General features: G+C 66.6%; 12 protein-coding genes and 1 tRNA gene. 5 read left to right on the top strand and 8 right to left on the bottom strand.

Going from position 1 to position 14,395, the window contains the following annotated elements; translation table 11 throughout:
• Positions 1–178: 178 nt before the first annotated feature.
• On the bottom strand, positions 179–592 hold the full coding sequence (locus BM360_RS02830) for a CHRD domain-containing protein (protein WP_093310404.1): 414 nt from the start codon (positions 590–592) through the stop codon (positions 179–181).
• 172 nt (positions 593–764) lie between these two features.
• Between BM360_RS02830 and BM360_RS02825 the strand changes: the two genes are divergently transcribed.
• Entirely contained in the window at positions 765–1,805 is a 1,041-nt protein-coding gene (locus BM360_RS02825; RefSeq protein WP_242653287.1) for a calcium:cation antiporter, read from the top strand.
• 268 nt (positions 1,806–2,073) lie between these two features.
• Here the strand turns inward: BM360_RS02825 and BM360_RS02820 are convergent, their stop codons facing one another.
• Both BM360_RS02820 and BM360_RS02815 read right to left on the bottom strand, forming a co-directional pair.
• Positions 2,074–2,457 (bottom strand): DUF202 domain-containing protein, encoded by a 384-nt coding sequence (locus tag BM360_RS02820; protein ID WP_093310397.1) that lies wholly within the window; start codon positions 2,455–2,457, stop codon positions 2,074–2,076.
• On the bottom strand, positions 2,438–3,199 hold the full coding sequence (locus tag BM360_RS02815) for a hypothetical protein (RefSeq protein ID WP_131819165.1): 762 nt from the start codon (positions 3,197–3,199) through the stop codon (positions 2,438–2,440). Before BM360_RS02815 ends, BM360_RS02820 begins: the two co-directional genes overlap by 20 nt.
• Before the next feature lie 208 nt (positions 3,200–3,407).
• On the opposite strand from BM360_RS02815, the gene BM360_RS02810 reads away from it, so the two are divergent.
• Positions 3,408–4,706, top strand: a complete 1,299-nt coding sequence (locus tag BM360_RS02810) for an SLC13 family permease (protein ID WP_093310390.1) — start codon at positions 3,408–3,410, stop codon at positions 4,704–4,706.
• Between the two features lie 46 nt (positions 4,707–4,752).
• On the top strand, positions 4,753–6,069 hold the full coding sequence (locus tag BM360_RS02805; RefSeq protein ID WP_093310384.1) for a chloride channel protein: 1,317 nt from the start codon (positions 4,753–4,755) through the stop codon (positions 6,067–6,069).
• A gap of 54 nt (positions 6,070–6,123) precedes the next feature.
• On the opposite strand, the gene BM360_RS02800 is transcribed toward BM360_RS02805, so the two are convergent.
• A tRNA-Glu gene (locus tag BM360_RS02800) sits at positions 6,124–6,199 on the bottom strand.
• Positions 6,200–6,267: 68 nt separating this feature from the next.
• Entirely contained in the window at positions 6,268–7,641 is a 1,374-nt protein-coding gene (locus BM360_RS02795; RefSeq protein ID WP_093310378.1) for a class II 3-deoxy-7-phosphoheptulonate synthase, read from the bottom strand.
• A 144-nt stretch (positions 7,642–7,785) separates the two neighbouring features.
• On the opposite strand from BM360_RS02795, the gene BM360_RS02790 reads away from it, so the two are divergent.
• Both BM360_RS02790 and BM360_RS02785 read left to right on the top strand, forming a co-directional pair.
• Positions 7,786–8,712, top strand: a complete 927-nt coding sequence (locus BM360_RS02790) for a phosphodiesterase (RefSeq protein WP_341350576.1) — start codon at positions 7,786–7,788, stop codon at positions 8,710–8,712.
• A gap of 188 nt (positions 8,713–8,900) precedes the next feature.
• Positions 8,901–9,590 carry a cyclic nucleotide-binding domain-containing protein gene (locus BM360_RS02785; protein WP_165611181.1) on the top strand — a complete coding sequence of 230 codons (690 nt, stop codon included), beginning with the start codon at positions 8,901–8,903 and terminating at the stop codon, positions 9,588–9,590.
• 56 nt (positions 9,591–9,646) lie between these two features.
• Here the strand turns inward: BM360_RS02785 and BM360_RS02780 are convergent, their stop codons facing one another.
• Genes BM360_RS02780 through cysS form a run of 3 tightly spaced genes read right to left on the bottom strand, consistent with a single transcriptional unit; the run spans position 9,647 to position 14,378 of the window.
• Positions 9,647–11,107 (bottom strand): aldehyde dehydrogenase family protein, encoded by a 1,461-nt coding sequence (locus BM360_RS02780; protein WP_093310364.1) that lies wholly within the window; start codon positions 11,105–11,107, stop codon positions 9,647–9,649.
• Between the two features lie 47 nt (positions 11,108–11,154).
• Positions 11,155–12,798, bottom strand: coding sequence for an acetolactate synthase large subunit (locus BM360_RS02775; protein ID WP_093310361.1), 1,644 nt, complete (start codon positions 12,796–12,798; stop codon positions 11,155–11,157).
• Between the two features lie 59 nt (positions 12,799–12,857).
• Positions 12,858–14,378 (bottom strand): cysteine--tRNA ligase, encoded by a 1,521-nt coding sequence (gene cysS, locus BM360_RS02770; protein ID WP_093313654.1) that lies wholly within the window; start codon positions 14,376–14,378, stop codon positions 12,858–12,860.
• Between the last annotated feature and the right edge of the window lie 17 nt (positions 14,379–14,395).

The raw sequence follows: 14,395 nt of genomic DNA, 5'->3' as shown, positions 1-14,395 counted from the left end.
ACATGCGCATGAGGAGCGGTGCAGCCGCAAGTTGCCGGGCGAGTGCGACAGCCTTCATACCAAGCTGTAGCACATGCGAGACTGCCTTACCCGCTCGTCAAACGGTCCAGCGCCTGGATCCGCTGTCGATGGGGAGGCACACGCATCCAGGGCGTCATGTTCGAGCTTGATCGCCCAGCTATTTACCGAGTTGGCCGCGCACGGCGCCTTTCGGGAACGCAGCGCTGTGAACGTTGACATAATAGTCGGACGGAGCCGCGAGGATGGCGCTGATCACGCCAGCGTCGGCGCTCACGCAGCCCTTGGACGTTCCCTTGCCCGGAGCATCGAGCGGCACCACCGGCGGACCTGCGACACCGACGGCACCCTTGTGGATGTGCGCCATCGTGGGCGTATCCGTCCCCTTGGTCTTCAGCGTGTAGCAGACCTGTCCTGCCTCAGCGTTGAGGTTGATTTTCGCGGTGCCGGTGCCCTTGTCGGCTCCGGGCCCGGGCACCTCGGACGCTCCGGTCATTGTTGCCTTGAGCACGTCTGGAGCGGCGATTGCCGGGGCCGCGCTGCCGATGGCAAGCAGCATGTAAACGGCACGCATCGGGCTTTCTCCTCCGGTGTTGTCTGAACAAGCGCGCTTCGACGCCGAGCGTCAAGAGAAGCTTTCGAGCAACCGTTACAACCGCCATGCCGACCTAAGGGGGTAGCGCCGCGCTGCGGAATGCCCATTAGTCACAACTATGCAAAACATCCTCCGACAGTGGGCCGTTGCCATGCCGGCCGCAGCCTGGATCTTGATCGCTGCCAGCCTCGGCGTGAAGATTCCGGTTGCGGCCGTAGCGGTCATTCTGATCGGAGCGGTCCTGGCCGCAGTCCACCATGCCGAATTGATTGCCCATCGCATCGGCGAACCCTTCGGCACTCTCGTGCTGGCTGTGGCGGTGACGGTGATCGAGCTGGGGCTCATCGTGACATTGATGAGCGCAGCGGAGGAGGGCGCGGCCACCCTGGCCCGCGATACCGTGTTCGCCGCGGTCATGATCATCCTGAATGGCCTGGTAGGCATCTGCATATTTGTGGGCGCGTTGCGTCACAGGGAGCAGGTGTTCCAGCAAACCGGGGTGAGCGCCGCGCTTGCGACGTTGTGCGCCCTGACGGTGCTGACGCTGGTCCTGCCGAACTTCACCCTGAGCGAGCCGGGGCCGGTCTACTCCGCTTCGCAACTCGGCTTCGTGGCTGTCGTCTCATTCCTGCTCTACGCGACGTTTATCGCGGTGCAAACGGTGGCGCACCGCGACTATTTTCTTCCCGATAAGCATGTCGCGGGCGACCATGAGGTCCATGCCGCTCCGCCTACGAACCGGGCCGCTTGGCTGTCATTTGGTTGCCTGCTTGCCTGTCTTGGCGCGGTGGTAATCCTGGCCAAGAAGCTTGCGCCGCCGATCGAGGCTGGCGTGGAAGCGGCCGGTGCGCCCCAAGCCGCTGTCGGTGTCATCATCGCCGCCTTGGTGCTGATGCCGGAAAGCGTGGCCGCGGTGCGGGCATCGGTCGCCAATCGACTTCAAACGAGCCTGAACCTCGGCCTCGGATCTGCGCTGGCAACGATCGGGCTGACAATCCCCGCGGTGGCCGGGCTGTCACTGTTGGCGGGTCTGCCGATTGCACTCGGCCTGGACACCAAGAGCACGGTGTTGCTGGTGCTGACGCTCATCGTCTCAACCCTGACGCTCGGCACTGGGAGGACGACCGTGCTGCAGGGCGTCGTGCATCTGGTGATCTTCGCCGTCTACCTGTTCACCACTGTCGTGCCGTGACTAACGCTCGAAGCAGAGGTTGCCCGTCTCCATCCTCATGAGCGCGCCGGTGCCCCGACCTTGACCGCGTGCCTTCCGCCGAAGCGATGATCTCTCGACCTCCGCTGGCAGAACGCTCGGTCGCCGGTCTAAGGCCTGCCATGCTCACCGATCCTCTCAGGCTCGGCGCAGCGGCTCGGCTGGTGTTCGGCAGCGCTTATCTCGTGATCCGTGCCGCCTCTCTGGCGATCTCTGATTACCTATTAATTTCGCCTTCCTCTCCGCCGCCTCAAGGCTCCAGCAAGATCCAGATCACGGCTGCGAGCGCTGCGGTTGCCCCGGTCAGCGTCCAGGCGAGCAGGCGCATCCGCACCGGCTTCAAGGCTGCCACCTTGTGCGTCTCCAGCCTGTCCATGATCGTGCAGGCGCGGCGCTCGGCCGAGAGGAAGATGAAGGCCGCGACGCCCAGGAAGGCGGTGGCGATCAGCTTCGATACCCATTGCGGTTCGACCGCGCGGAACAACGCGTTGAAGCCTAGCGCGATGCCGACCGAGGCCATGCCCGTGCGAAGCCAGCCGGCGAAGCTCCGTTCATGCGCCAGCACCGTCCGGTCCTCGGCGAGGTTCGTACGATCCTCCGCAAGCCCGGTCCGCTCATTCATCCGGGCGGACATCGGCGCGCGCATCGGCGGTCGGCTCCCAGACGGCGAGTGTCTCACCAGACGCCGGGTTACGAATCTCGATCTTCTCGATCGCTGCTGCCACCAGACAGACGGGGCGCTGCTCGCGCCCGCCCGATTGTACGCAGCGCGTAGGCTGTCCGTCCGGGAAGCCTCCGATGCGGCCCGCAAGATGCAGGCGCAGGCCCTGGCTCAGGTTCACCGCATCGGGGGCCACGCGAACCACGGCTTCGTAGGGCTTGCCATCGCGGACAAGCTGCCTCGACGCGCCCGCCCCGATCAGCTGCACGATCCCGAGGGTTTGGCCGGGCAGAGTAAAAGCATCGCTCCCCGGTGCCGTGGAGATTGCCGGCGCCGCAGGGCAGGCGGTGGAAGAAGACCAGGGGCGTTCGATCCAGAACCCCTCCATTGCCTCGACCGTATCAGGAGGCGTCTGCCACCACTCCGCCTTTGCCCATGCGGTCGGCACGGCCTTGATCCGCAGCGCAGATGCCGCCGCGTCGTAGCGCCATTGCAGCGACGCGCTCGATCCTTCAGGCGTCGGGCCGTCGCATCCGAAAGGCAGCACGAGCTCGAAGCGTTTGCCGACCAGTCCGGTGGCGGTGGCGGGAAGCTGCGCGCCGGACGCCGCCGCATCCGCCGCCGCATCGGCAAGGCCAACGATGTCGGCGCGCTGGACGATGCGCTCGGCTGGCGGCTCCACGCGCGGCGGCGGTGCAGGCTGCGGCGCGGGCATGACGATCGGCACCGGAGCGGGCGCGGTCCTGCGGCCGAGCAGGAAGCCGCTGCCGCCGACAACGATCAGCGTTGCGAGGGCGCCGGCAATCGCCAGGCGGCTGGTGCGTGGGCTCGGCTCGCGCATGGCTCGACACTAGCAAGATCGGCAGAATGCTCCATAGCTGACTGACCGAGGCGGCGGCGGAAGCGAGACAGGGCCGAGACGCGTGACGTTCGATCAGATCCTGACGCTGCTGGTGCTGGTCGCCGTGGTTGCAGCCCTCATCTGGGACAAGGTTCGTGCCGATGTCGTCGCGCTTTCCGGCGCTGCGGCCCTGCTGGTGAGCGGCGTGGTGCGCCCGGTGGAGGTGCAGGGGGCGTTCGCCAGCCCGGCGATCATCGCGCTCGCCTCGCTGTTCGTGATCGCCTACGCGCTGGAGCTGTCGGGCCTGCTGGATCGTGCGATCGGCGCGGGGGTGGCGATGTGCCGGCGAACGGGGGCGACCGGGCTTTGGCTGCTGCTGGCGGTGATCGGCTGCATCTCGGCCTTCATGAACTCGACCCCGATCGTGGTTCTCGGAGCGCCCGTGATCCGCGACGTTGCCAGGACGCTCGGCCTTTCCCCGCGGCGCTATCTGATGCCGCTCTCCTACATCACCGTGCTGACGGGCTGCTGCACGCTGATCGGCACCTCCACCAATCTGCTTGTCGACGACATGGCACGAGCCGCAGGGCAGCCGCGCTTCGGCCTGTTCGAGGTGACGCCGGTCGGACTGCCGATCGCGCTTGCAGGGGCGCTCTACATCTTTCTCTTCTCCGGCAGGCTGCTGGGTGCACCGGCCCCGCCAGCATCGTCCGAACCGATCGACCCGGCGGACGTCCCCAGCGCGCAAGTGGGCGATGCGGAGCTGTTCGCCGAGCGGCGCCCGCTCCAGCCAGTGAAGGCGGCGATCGCGCTCGCCACCTTTGTCGGCGTGGTGGCGCTGGCGGCGCTGGAGGTGACACCCATCGCCGCATCGGCCTTTGCCGGCGCGGTCCTACTGATCCTGCTGCGCGTCATCTCGGCCGATGAGGCCTATGGCGGTTTGCGGCCGCAGGTCCTTATTCTCATCGCCGGCATGGTGGTTCTGGGCATCGCCATGGATGAGAGCGGCCTTGCCAGCGCCGCCACGAGCACGCTGGTCAGCGGGCTGAACGGGCTGTCGCCGATCGTGGCCCTCATCATCCTCTACGGACTGACACTGGTGCTCACGGAGCTGCTGTCGAACGCGACGGTCGCGGTGCTGGTGACGCCGATTGCGGTCGCGCTGGCCGACAGCCTCGGGGTGAGCCCGCGGCCATTCATCGTCGCGGTGATGATGGCCGGCAGCGCCGCCTTCGCAACGCCGTTCGGTTATCAGACCAACGTCATCGTCTATCAGATGGGCGGTTACCGCTACATGGACTTCGTCCGGGTCGGCCTGCCGCTCAACCTCATCACCTTCGCGGTCGGGATCGTAGCCATTCACGCCGTCTTCCCCTTTTGAACGGGCAGGTGGTTGCGTGATCTGGTTGCGGCTCTAGACCGCCTTCATGGATCGCCCGCCCGGAAGAGTTCGCCTTCAGCGGCAGGTGCGCAAGGGCAGGGTGCTGTTTCGCCGCCATGGGCCTGCCGCACCCGCCTGGCGTCGCCGTGCCGCCATCTTCGGCGGAGCCGTTGCAGTCGGGCTTGCCGCGATCCTCTTCGCGCGACTGGCGGATGCCGCATCCCGCGCCTTCGATCGGGTCCATGGCGCGGCGTGGTGGCTGCCACTGTTGGTCACACCCTTGGCTTATGCCGCCATCGCCTGGCTGACCGGGCGATTGGCGCCTGCGGCAGGCGGATCGGGCATCCCGCAGATCATCGCCGCCAAGGCCGATCCTGAGGCAGCGACGAACGAGCTGGCCTCCGCCCGGACGGCGCTCACCAAGGTCGCGCTGACGGCAGGAGCGCTCGCATCCGGCGCGTCGGTCGGGCGCGAAGGACCGACGGTTCAGGTCGGCGCTGCGGTGATGGCCTATGCACATCGGATCCTGCGCGTGCCGGTCCGGTCCTCGGTTCTGGTGGCAGGGGCCGCCGCAGGTGTGGCCGCCGCCTTCAACACACCGCTTGCCGGCGTCGCCTTCGCCATCGAGGAGCTCGCGGCCACCTATGAGCAGCGCATGACGTTGCTTGTCATGACGGCGGTGCTGATCGCGGGCATGATCAGCCTCGGCCTTGCTGGCGACTATGTCTATTTCGGCGTCGTCGGGCAGACGCTTCCGGTCCGCTCAACCATCCTGCTGGCGCCGATTGCGGGCGTCAGCGGCGGTGTCGCCGGCGCTCTGTTCTCGCGCGCGATGCTGTGGCTCGTTCGAGGAGGCGCCCGCGCTCTGTCCCGCGGGCGCCCCGTGCTGTTCGCAGCGGGATGCGGCCTCGTCGTCGCGGCGATCGGCATCATGACCGGCCTGACCTGGGGCACCGGCTACGAGGCAGCGCGAGGGATCATCGATGGCAGCCACACCCCGCTCTGGTTCGGCCCCGCAAAGTTCGCCGCCACGCTTGCAACCGCTGCCGCGGGCCTGCCCGGCGGCATCTTCGCACCGACGCTCGCCACCGGGGCGGGGCTAGGCAACGCCGTGCATGCGCTCTTTCCCGAACAGCCAGGGGGAGCCGTGATCCTCCTTGGCATGGTCGCCTATTTCACCGGCGTCGTGCGTGCGCCTCTCACTTCGGTCATCATCATCGCCGAGACGACGGGAAGCCGGGGCCTGATGCTGCCGCTGCTCGCCGCTGCATTGATCGCAGAGGCCACCGCCTCGTTGATCTCCCGCGAGCGGCTCTATCATGGATTGGCCCAGCGTTATCTGCCGGCATCGAGCACGCTGTAGCAGCGCGGGTCATTGCCGAAGGCTGTTGTCGAACAGCCGAGCCACTGATGTGGCTGGTGACCCCTACGGGACTCGAACCCGTGTTTTCGCCGTGAGAGGGCGACGTCCTAGACCGCTAGACGAAGGGGCCGTGCGCGGTGGAGGGGCGCTCTTATGGGCGGCGGCGGGCGGCGTCAAGCCTTCCCGCCGCTCATCCGCTTACGCCGCTTCCGCCTGGCGCTCGCGCATTTCCTGATTGAGCATTTCGGCGAGCAGGAAGGCGAGCTCGATCGACTGGTCCGCATTGAGGCGCGGATCGCAGTGGGTGTGATAGCGGTCCGCAAGGCTCTGCTCGGTCACGGCCGAGGCGCCGCCGGTGCATTCGGTGACGTTCTGGCCGGTCATCTCGCAGTGGATGCCGCCGCCGTGCGTGCCCTCCGCGCGGTGGACCGCGAAGAAGCCGCGCACTTCCGCCAGGATGCGGTCGAACGGGCGCGTCTTGTAACCGTTCGCCGCCTTGACGACGTTGCCGTGCATCGGATCGCAGCTCCACACCACCGGATGCCCCTCGCGCTTCACGGCGCGGACGAGCTTCGGCAGGTGCGCCTCGATCTTGTCGTGGCCGTAGCGCGTGATCAGCGTCATACGGCCGGGCACGCGACCGGGGTTCAGCGTGTCGAGCAGGCGGAGCAGCGCGTCCGGCTCAAGGCTGGGGCCGCACTTCATGCCGATCGGATTGCCGATGCCGCGCAGATATTCGACGTGCGACGAACCCTCGAAGCGCGTGCGATCACCGATCCAGAGGAAGTGAGCGGACAGGCCGTACCAGTCGCCCGTCAGCGAATCGCGCCGCGTCAGCGCCTGCTCGTAGGGAAGCAGGAGCGCCTCGTGGCTGGTGTAGAAGCTGGTGCCCTTCAGCTGCGGTACCGTCTCGGGGCTGATCCCGCACGCCGCCATGAAGTCGAGCGCCTCGCCGATCCGGTCGGCCAGCTGCTGATATTGCGCCGCCCACGGGCTGCGGCCCATGAAGTCGAGCGTCCAGCGATGCACCTGCGCGAGATTGGCATAGCCGCCCTGGCTGAACGCACGCAGCAGGTTGAGCGTCGCCGCCGACTGGCTGTAGGCGCGGATCATGCGGTTCGGATCGGGGCGACGGGCGCCATCGTCGAACGCGATGTCGTTGACGATGTCGCCGCGATAGCTTGGCAGCTCGCGCCCGTCCTGCGCCTCGAGATTGGCGGAACGCGGCTTTGCGAACTGGCCCGCCATGCGCCCCAGCTTCACGATCGGCAGCTTGGACGAGAAGGTGAGGATCACCGCCATCTGGAGGATGACCCGGAAGGTGTCGCGAATGTTGTCGGGGTGGAACTCCGCGAAGCTCTCCGCGCAATCGCCGCCCTGAAGCAGGAAGCCCTCACCCGCTGAGACGCGCGCGAGATCCTCGGTCAGCGCGCGCGCCTCACCCGCAAAGACGAGCGGCGGATAATGGCCCAGCTCGGCCTCCGCCGCGGCAAGCGCCGCCTTGTCGTCATAGTCGGGCAACTGGCGCGCCTCATGCGTCTGCCAGCTATCGGGGGTCCAGTTTGCGGCCATTTCCTGTCCTTTCACCCCGCGGGCATTGCGCCCGACAGGACCGATTGGCAACCGCCAGCCGGCGGGGGCGGGGATCGGGGCGGCGTTGCCACGGCTGTGCAGCCGATCACAGGTGCGCTGTGCTGCGCGACATAAGCAGGTTGCATGTACCGCACGACATCCGGAGAAGCGATGGCCGCCGGCACGCCCCGCCGGCTCAGCGGAGTCGGTACGCGCACGATGCTTCTGGCGCAGATCACGGATACGCATATCGGCTTCGCCGGCGGCGGCGCGGATGAGCCGAACCGCCGGCGATTGGACCAGCTGGTGGCGCATATCGCCCGGTTGGATCGAGCGCCGGATGCACTGCTCGTCAGCGGCGATCTGGTCGACAAGGGGGATGCCGCATCCTACCGCGCGCTCCGCCAGGCGCTCGAGCCACTGGCCATGCCGATCCACTTCTGCCTCGGCAACCATGACGATCGTGCCGCCTTTCGCGCCATGTTTCCGGAGACGGAGGCGGATGAGGACGGCTTCGTGCAGTATGCCGTGGATCTGGGACGTTTGCGGCTGCTGGTGCTCGATACGCTTGAGGAGGGGCGACATGGTGGTTCCTTCTGCGCGCGGCGGGCCGCATGGCTCTCCGCGCGGCTTGCGGAGGATCGCACGCGGCCGACGCTGATCATGCTGCATCACCCTCCGTTCGAGACGGGGATCGGTTGGATGACGACGCATGACGATGCGCCATGGGTCGCGCGGCTGCGTGGCGCGATCGCCGGCGCTGAGAATATCGTCGGCATGGTCGCCGGGCATATACATAGGCCGATGGTCACCGGCTTCGGCGGGGCGCCATTCGCGGTCTGCCCGTCGGCCGCGCCGCAGCTGGCATTGACGCTGGCGCCGGTCGATCCATCCCGTCCCGACGATCGTGCGCTCATCGTCGATACGCCGCCGGCACTCGCACTGCATTGGTGGAACGGGCGTTCGCTCGTCACCCACTTCGCCGATGCGGACGTGCCCGCGGTGCTCGCGCGTTACGACGAGAAGCTCCGCATGATGGTGCGGGGCATCATGGCCGAACGGCCTGCCTGACGCATGTTCGTCCCGCGCCGGCCTGCCACGAAGGATCGCAACCGTTGTGGCGGCGTTATCGACGGAGCCGGCGTAACGCGCGACCGGCATGCTTGGCTTGGCTGGGAGCGCATGCGACAAGCCGGGCTTCGGCGCACCCGTCGGGGTGGCCCAGGGAGGCTCTGTGACAGGCAGCTGCAATGGTCGGCATGAATAGCGAGCCTCTGCCCGCATTGCTCGTCGTCGGCGGCATCATCCTCGTCGCGGCCACCTGCTTCGAAAAGAGGCTGGTACTGCGCGGTGGCCTTGCCCTTGCAGCCTTCTCGGGGCTGGCCGGCTGGGTCGGCGCGGGCGGCGGGATGATCGGCGCGGTGCTCCTCGCCGGCCTGCTCGCGGTCAATCTGTTTCACCTCGCGCTGATCTTCCTGCGCGATCGGCGGCTGCGCTTCAGCGACGAGGAAGCGCGCATGGCGGCTTCCGTGTTCAGCGCGCTCGACAAGCGGCAGGCGCGGCACCTGATGGATCAGGGCATCTGGATCGACGGCAAGGCCGGCGAAAGCCTGACGCGCGAGAACGAACCCGTCAGCCACCTCTTCTACCTGTCCGAAGGAACGGCCGAGGTGACGAGCCTCGGCATGTGGATCGCCACGCTGAAATCGCCGACCCTGATCGGCGAAGTGACGGTGCTGGACGAGACGGGCGCGACGGCCACCGTCTCGCTCGATCAACCTGCCCGCTTTTGGTGCGTGCCGGCGGTGTCCCTGCGCCGCTTCCTCTCGGAAAATCCGGACATCCGCACTGCGCTGGAAAACAGCTTTGCCGGCGCGATGGCGGAGAAGCTGCGCTCGTCCAACCAGTCTCGCTCGGCCACGAAGAACCTCACCGCAGCCGCTGCGTGAGGTTCATCGGCAGATTTCCGGCCGGGTAGACTAAACGCTCACCCGGCCGGCCTTCGTTACTGGACGAGGCCGCCCAGTTCACGGCCATGACGGCGGATGACGAGATTGCGGATCTCGGTCATGTCCTCCATCGCGAAGCGGATGCCCTCGCGGCCAAGCCCGCTATCCTTGACGCCGCCATAAGGCATGTTGTCGACGCGGTAGCTCGGCACGTCGTTGATCACGACGCCGCCTACTTCCAGCCGGTCCCACGCGTCGAGCACCTTGAAAATGTCGCGCGTGAACACGCCCGCCTGCAGGCCGAACTTGCTGTCGTTGACGATCTCCACCGCCTGGTCCCACGTCGAGAACTTCTCGAAGAAGGCGACCGGGCCGAACGCTTCCTCGATGTTAAGGTTGATGTCGCGCCCGACATTCTCGAGCAAAGTCGCCTCGAGCATTGCGCCCTCGCGCTTGCCGCCGCACAGCAGGGTCGCGCCCGCGGCGACCGCCTCCTGAACCCACGAGTCGAGCCGCTTCGCCTCGCCCTCCGAGATCATCGGGCCGATGAACACATTCTCGTCATGCGGGTTGCCGGCGATGAGCTTCTTCGTGCGCGCCACCAGCATGTCGCGGAAGCGATCGTAGATGGATGTGTGGACGAGGATGCGCTGCACGCCGATGCAGCTCTGACCGGACTGGTAGAAGGCGCCGAAGATCGTCCGCTCCGCCGCATCCTCCAGATCCGCGTCCGCATCGACGATCACCGCGGCGTTGCCGCCCAGCTCCAGCACCAGCTTCTTCTTGCCGGACTTCGCCTTCAACGCCCAGCCCACGTCCGGCGAGCCGGTGAAAGAGAGCAGCTTCAGCCGGTCATCGGTGGTGAACAGGTCGGCCCCGTCGCGGTGCGCGGGCAGGATCGAGAAGGCGCCTTTCGGCAGGTCCGTCTCCGCCATCACCTCGCCCATGATGATCGCACCGAGCGGCGTGCGGCTGGCCGGCTTCATGACGAAGGGGCATCCGACCGCGAGCGCGGGTGCGATCTTGTGCGCGGCCAGGTTCAGCGGGAAATTGAAGGGCGAAATGAAGCTGCACGGCCCGATTGGCACGCGCTTCCAGATGCCCTGATAGCCTTTTGCCCGCGGGGAGATGTCGAGCGGCTGCACCTCGCCCGTCATCCGCACGCTCTCCTCAGCGGCGATGCGGAACGTGTCGATCAGGCGGCCGACTTCGCCGCGGCTGTCCTTGATCGGCTTGCCCGCCTCGACGCACAAAGCAAAAGCCAGCTCGTCCGCGCGTTCGGTGAAGCGCTGGACGCAGTGGTTCAGCACCTTCTGCCGCTCATAAGCCGGCATCCGCGCCATCGGCTCCGCCGCCTCGACCGCCGCGGCGATGCCCGCATCGATGGTTGCTGCATCCGCCATGGCAACCCGCGTCGCCACTTCACCGGTGAACTTGTCGGTCACCTCGAGATCGGTGTTCGGCTGCTGCGCCTCGTTGGCAAGGTAGAGCGGATATTCGGACTTCAGCTGCGGCATGGGTCACCCTCGATTTAATGCGGCGCGTGAACGATCCAGCGTCTGGATCAGGCCGCTGCGGCCAGCGTCTTCAACTCGTGATTGAGGATCCGGTCGTTGTCGGCATAGTCGACCGGACAGTCGATCAGCTTGACGCCCGGCTCGTCCAGCGTCTGGCGCAGGAGCTCAGGCAGGTGTGCCGCGCTTTCCACACGGTAGCCTCTGGCGCCGTAAGCCTCGGCATATCTGACGAAATCCGGATTGCCATAGGTCAGGCCCCAATCCTTGAAGCCCATATTCACCTGCTTCCAGCGGATCATGCCGTAGCTGCCGTCGTTCAGGATCAGCACGGTGACGTTGAGGCCCAAACGGACCGCGGTCTCCATCTCCTGGCTGTTCATCATGAAGCCGCCGTCGCCGCAGACCGCCAGCACCTTCCGATCGGGATAGACCATGGCGGAAGCCATGGCGGAGGGCAGGCCCGCCCCCATCGTGGCGAGCGCATTGTCCAGCAGCACGGTGTTGTGCATCCGCGCCGGATAATTGCGCGCGAACCAGATCTTGTAGATGCCGTTGTCGAGGCAGATGATCCCGTCGGCCGGCATTGCGCTGCGCACCTGGCGGACCAGATAAGGCGGGAAGATCGGGAAACGATCATCCGTCTCCAGCTCGGCCGTATGCTTCACCTCGGCTGCGCGCGACGCGGCCATCCGCTCGAAGGTCCAAGCGGGGGAGGGGACGATTTCCTCCTTCATCTGCCAAATGGCATTGCCGATGTCGCCGATCACCTCGACCTGCGGGAAATAAACCGGATCGACCTCGGCCGAGCGGGTCGAGACGTGGATCACCTCGACGCCGCCATTCTTCATGAAGAAGGGCGGCTTCTCGATCACGTCATGCCCAACGTTGACGATCAGATCCGCCGCATCGAGCGCGCGGTGGACGAAATCGCCGGCGGAGAGCGCCGCGCAGCCGAGGAACTTGGGGTGACACTCGTCGATCACGCCCTTGCCGAGCTGGGTCGTGAGGAAGGGGATGCCCGTCTTCTCGACGAACTGGAGCAGCATCCGCCCGGTCAGCTTGCGGTTGCCGCCGGCACCGATGACGAGCACCGGGCTGCGCGCCGCCTCGATCTTGCGCACTGCGGCACGAACCGCCTTCTCCTCGGCGGAGGGGCGGCGGGCGATGGAGATCTGGAGCGGGCTCGCGTCGGTCTGCTCCTCGGCGATATCCTCCGGAAACTCGATGTGCGTGGCGCCGGGTTTTTCTTCCTCGGCAAGTCGGAAGGATTCGCGGACGCGGCTCGGAATGTTGTCGGCGCTGGCGAGCTGGTGGGTGAACTTCGTAATCGGCCGCATCATGTCGACCACGTCGAGGATCTGGAAGCGGCCCTGCTTGGATTTCTTGATCGGCTTCTGCCCGGTGATCATCATCATCGGCATGCCGCCCAGCTGCGCATAGGCCGCCGCGGTGACGAGGTTGGTCGCGCCCGGCCCGAGCGTCGAGAGGCAGACGCCCGCCTTGCCAGTGTGGCGGCCGTAGGTCGCGGCCATGAAGCCGGCGCCCTGCTCATGCCGCGTCAGGATCAGCTCGATCTTGTCGGAACGGCTGAGCGAATCGAGCAGGTCGAGATTCTCTTCGCCCGGCACGCCGAAGACGTGGGTGACGCCCTCCGCTTCCAGGCACTGCACGAATAGATCCGACGCCTTCATGCCACTTTCTCCCGTACACGGAACTTAGCTCAATAGTAGCACGCGCGGCGACTTTCCTGTCACAACCTGGCTCGCCACTCCCAGCCGCTACCCGCGCCGTCCATCACTTCAACGCCGCCCGCCGCGAGTTCGTCACGCAGCGTATCCGAGCGAGCCCAGTCCTTGGCGGCACGCGCATCCAGCCGCGCCGCGAACAGAGATGCGGCTTCATCGTCGGATAGGCCAGCGTCTGCGGGGCGGACCGAAAGGCGGGCACGATCAAGGTTCAGCAGGTCCAGCCCGAGAACCAGATCCATCGACAGCGCCACGCGCAGCCGCGTCTCCGCGCTCAGCCCCTTCGCCGCGAGCGCGGCTTCGAGCAGCGGCAAGGCCTGCGGGGTCATCAGGTCGGCACTGATCGCCGCATCGAACTGAGCGAGCAGATCGGCACCGCCCTGACCGAGCCGTTCCTCCACGACACCGCGCTGATAATCGAAGGCCGCCCCGCGGCTCGCGGCCGCATCCGCCAGCGGCCGCATCCACGCAGCCGCGCCCACCTGCGCGCGCAAGCCCGCCACCGCGCTGGCGATCCGCCGCAGCCGGGTGAGCGCCGCACCCAACGTCTCGGGCGAGTAATCCAGCTCGGACCGGTAATGCGCGCCAAGGCACAGCAGCCGGTAGGCGAGGGGGTGCACGCCCCGGTCCACCACCGATTGCAGCGTCAGGAACGCACCCGACGATTTGGACATCTTGCCCGATCGTTCGACCAGGAAATTGTTGTGCATCCACCAGTTGGCGCCGGTTGCCGACGTGCAGGTGAACGCCTGATTCTGCGCGATTTCGTTGGGGTGATGAATCTCGCGGTGATCGATCCCGCCAGTGTGAATATCGAACTGCGCGCCCAGATACTTCATGCTCATGACCGAGCATTCGAGATGCCAGCCCGGTGCGCCGGGGCCCCACGGGCTTGCCCATTCCATTTGCCGCGTCTCACCGGCCGCAGAGCGGCGCCACAGCGCGAAATCGGCCGCCTGCCGCTTGCCCGCCACATCTGCGATACGTGCCACCGTCTCGTCCGGCCGGGTGCCGGCCAGTGCGCCATAATCGGGCACCTTGGAGACATCGAAATAGAGGCCGCTCTCCAGCGGATAGGCCGCGCCATGCGCCTCGATCGCGCGGGCGAAGGCGATCATGTCCTGAATGTGATCCGTCGCGACCGACCAGAGCGTCGGCGCCAGAATGTTGAGCCGTGCGAGATCGCCCTTGAACGCCGCGGTATAGTGCGCCGCAATCTCCCAGATGTCGCGCCCCGTACTGCTTGCCGCCGCTTCAAGCTTGTCGTCGCCGGCATCCGCGTCCGACGTCAGGTGACCGACGTCGGTGATGTTGATGACGTGGTTGGTGGCCAGGCCCTTCCAGTTCAGCGTCCGCCGCAGCGTATCGGTGAACACATAGGCGCGCAGGTTGCCGAGGTGCGCATAGTTATAGACGGTCGGGCCGCACGAATATAGCCGCGCCAGCCCCGGCTGGATCGGCGTGAACGGCTCGACCGACCGGGTCAGGCTGTTGAACAAGGCGAGCGGGGCAGGGGCGTGCGTCATGATCCGCTCCGCTTTCG

It is taken from the genome of Sphingomonas jatrophae (assembly GCF_900113315.1).
In the GTDB taxonomy this organism is placed as follows: Bacteria; Pseudomonadota; Alphaproteobacteria; order Sphingomonadales; family Sphingomonadaceae; genus Sphingomonas_P; species Sphingomonas_P jatrophae.
Note: the sequence above shows the minus strand (reverse complement) of the source record. Positions and strands in the feature narration are given on the sequence as shown.

Excerpts from the sequence above, each read along its gene's own strand:
- BM360_RS02780 (WP_093310364.1), bottom strand. The coding sequence starts at position 11,107 with ATGCCGCAGCTGAAGTCCGAATATCCGCTCTACCTTGCCAACGAGGCG.
- BM360_RS02795 (WP_093310378.1), bottom strand. The coding sequence starts at position 7,641 with ATGGCCGCAAACTGGACCCCCGATAGCTGGCAGACGCATGAGGCGCGC.
- cysS (WP_093313654.1), bottom strand. The coding sequence starts at position 14,378 with ATGACGCACGCCCCTGCCCCGCTCGCCTTGTTCAACAGCCTGACCCGG.
- BM360_RS02785 (WP_165611181.1), top strand. The coding sequence starts at position 8,901 with ATGAATAGCGAGCCTCTGCCCGCATTGCTCGTCGTCGGCGGCATCATC.
- BM360_RS02815 (WP_131819165.1), bottom strand. The coding sequence starts at position 3,199 with ATGCCCGCGCCGCAGCCTGCACCGCCGCCGCGCGTGGAGCCGCCAGCC.
- BM360_RS02790 (WP_341350576.1), top strand. The coding sequence starts at position 7,786 with ATGTACCGCACGACATCCGGAGAAGCGATGGCCGCCGGCACGCCCCGC.
- BM360_RS02820 (WP_093310397.1), bottom strand. The coding sequence starts at position 2,457 with ATGTCCGCCCGGATGAATGAGCGGACCGGGCTTGCGGAGGATCGTACG.
- BM360_RS02805 (WP_093310384.1), top strand. The coding sequence starts at position 4,753 with ATGGATCGCCCGCCCGGAAGAGTTCGCCTTCAGCGGCAGGTGCGCAAG.
- BM360_RS02775 (WP_093310361.1), bottom strand. The coding sequence starts at position 12,798 with ATGAAGGCGTCGGATCTATTCGTGCAGTGCCTGGAAGCGGAGGGCGTC.
- BM360_RS02830 (WP_093310404.1), bottom strand. The coding sequence starts at position 592 with ATGCGTGCCGTTTACATGCTGCTTGCCATCGGCAGCGCGGCCCCGGCA.
- BM360_RS02825 (WP_242653287.1), top strand. The coding sequence starts at position 765 with ATGCCGGCCGCAGCCTGGATCTTGATCGCTGCCAGCCTCGGCGTGAAG.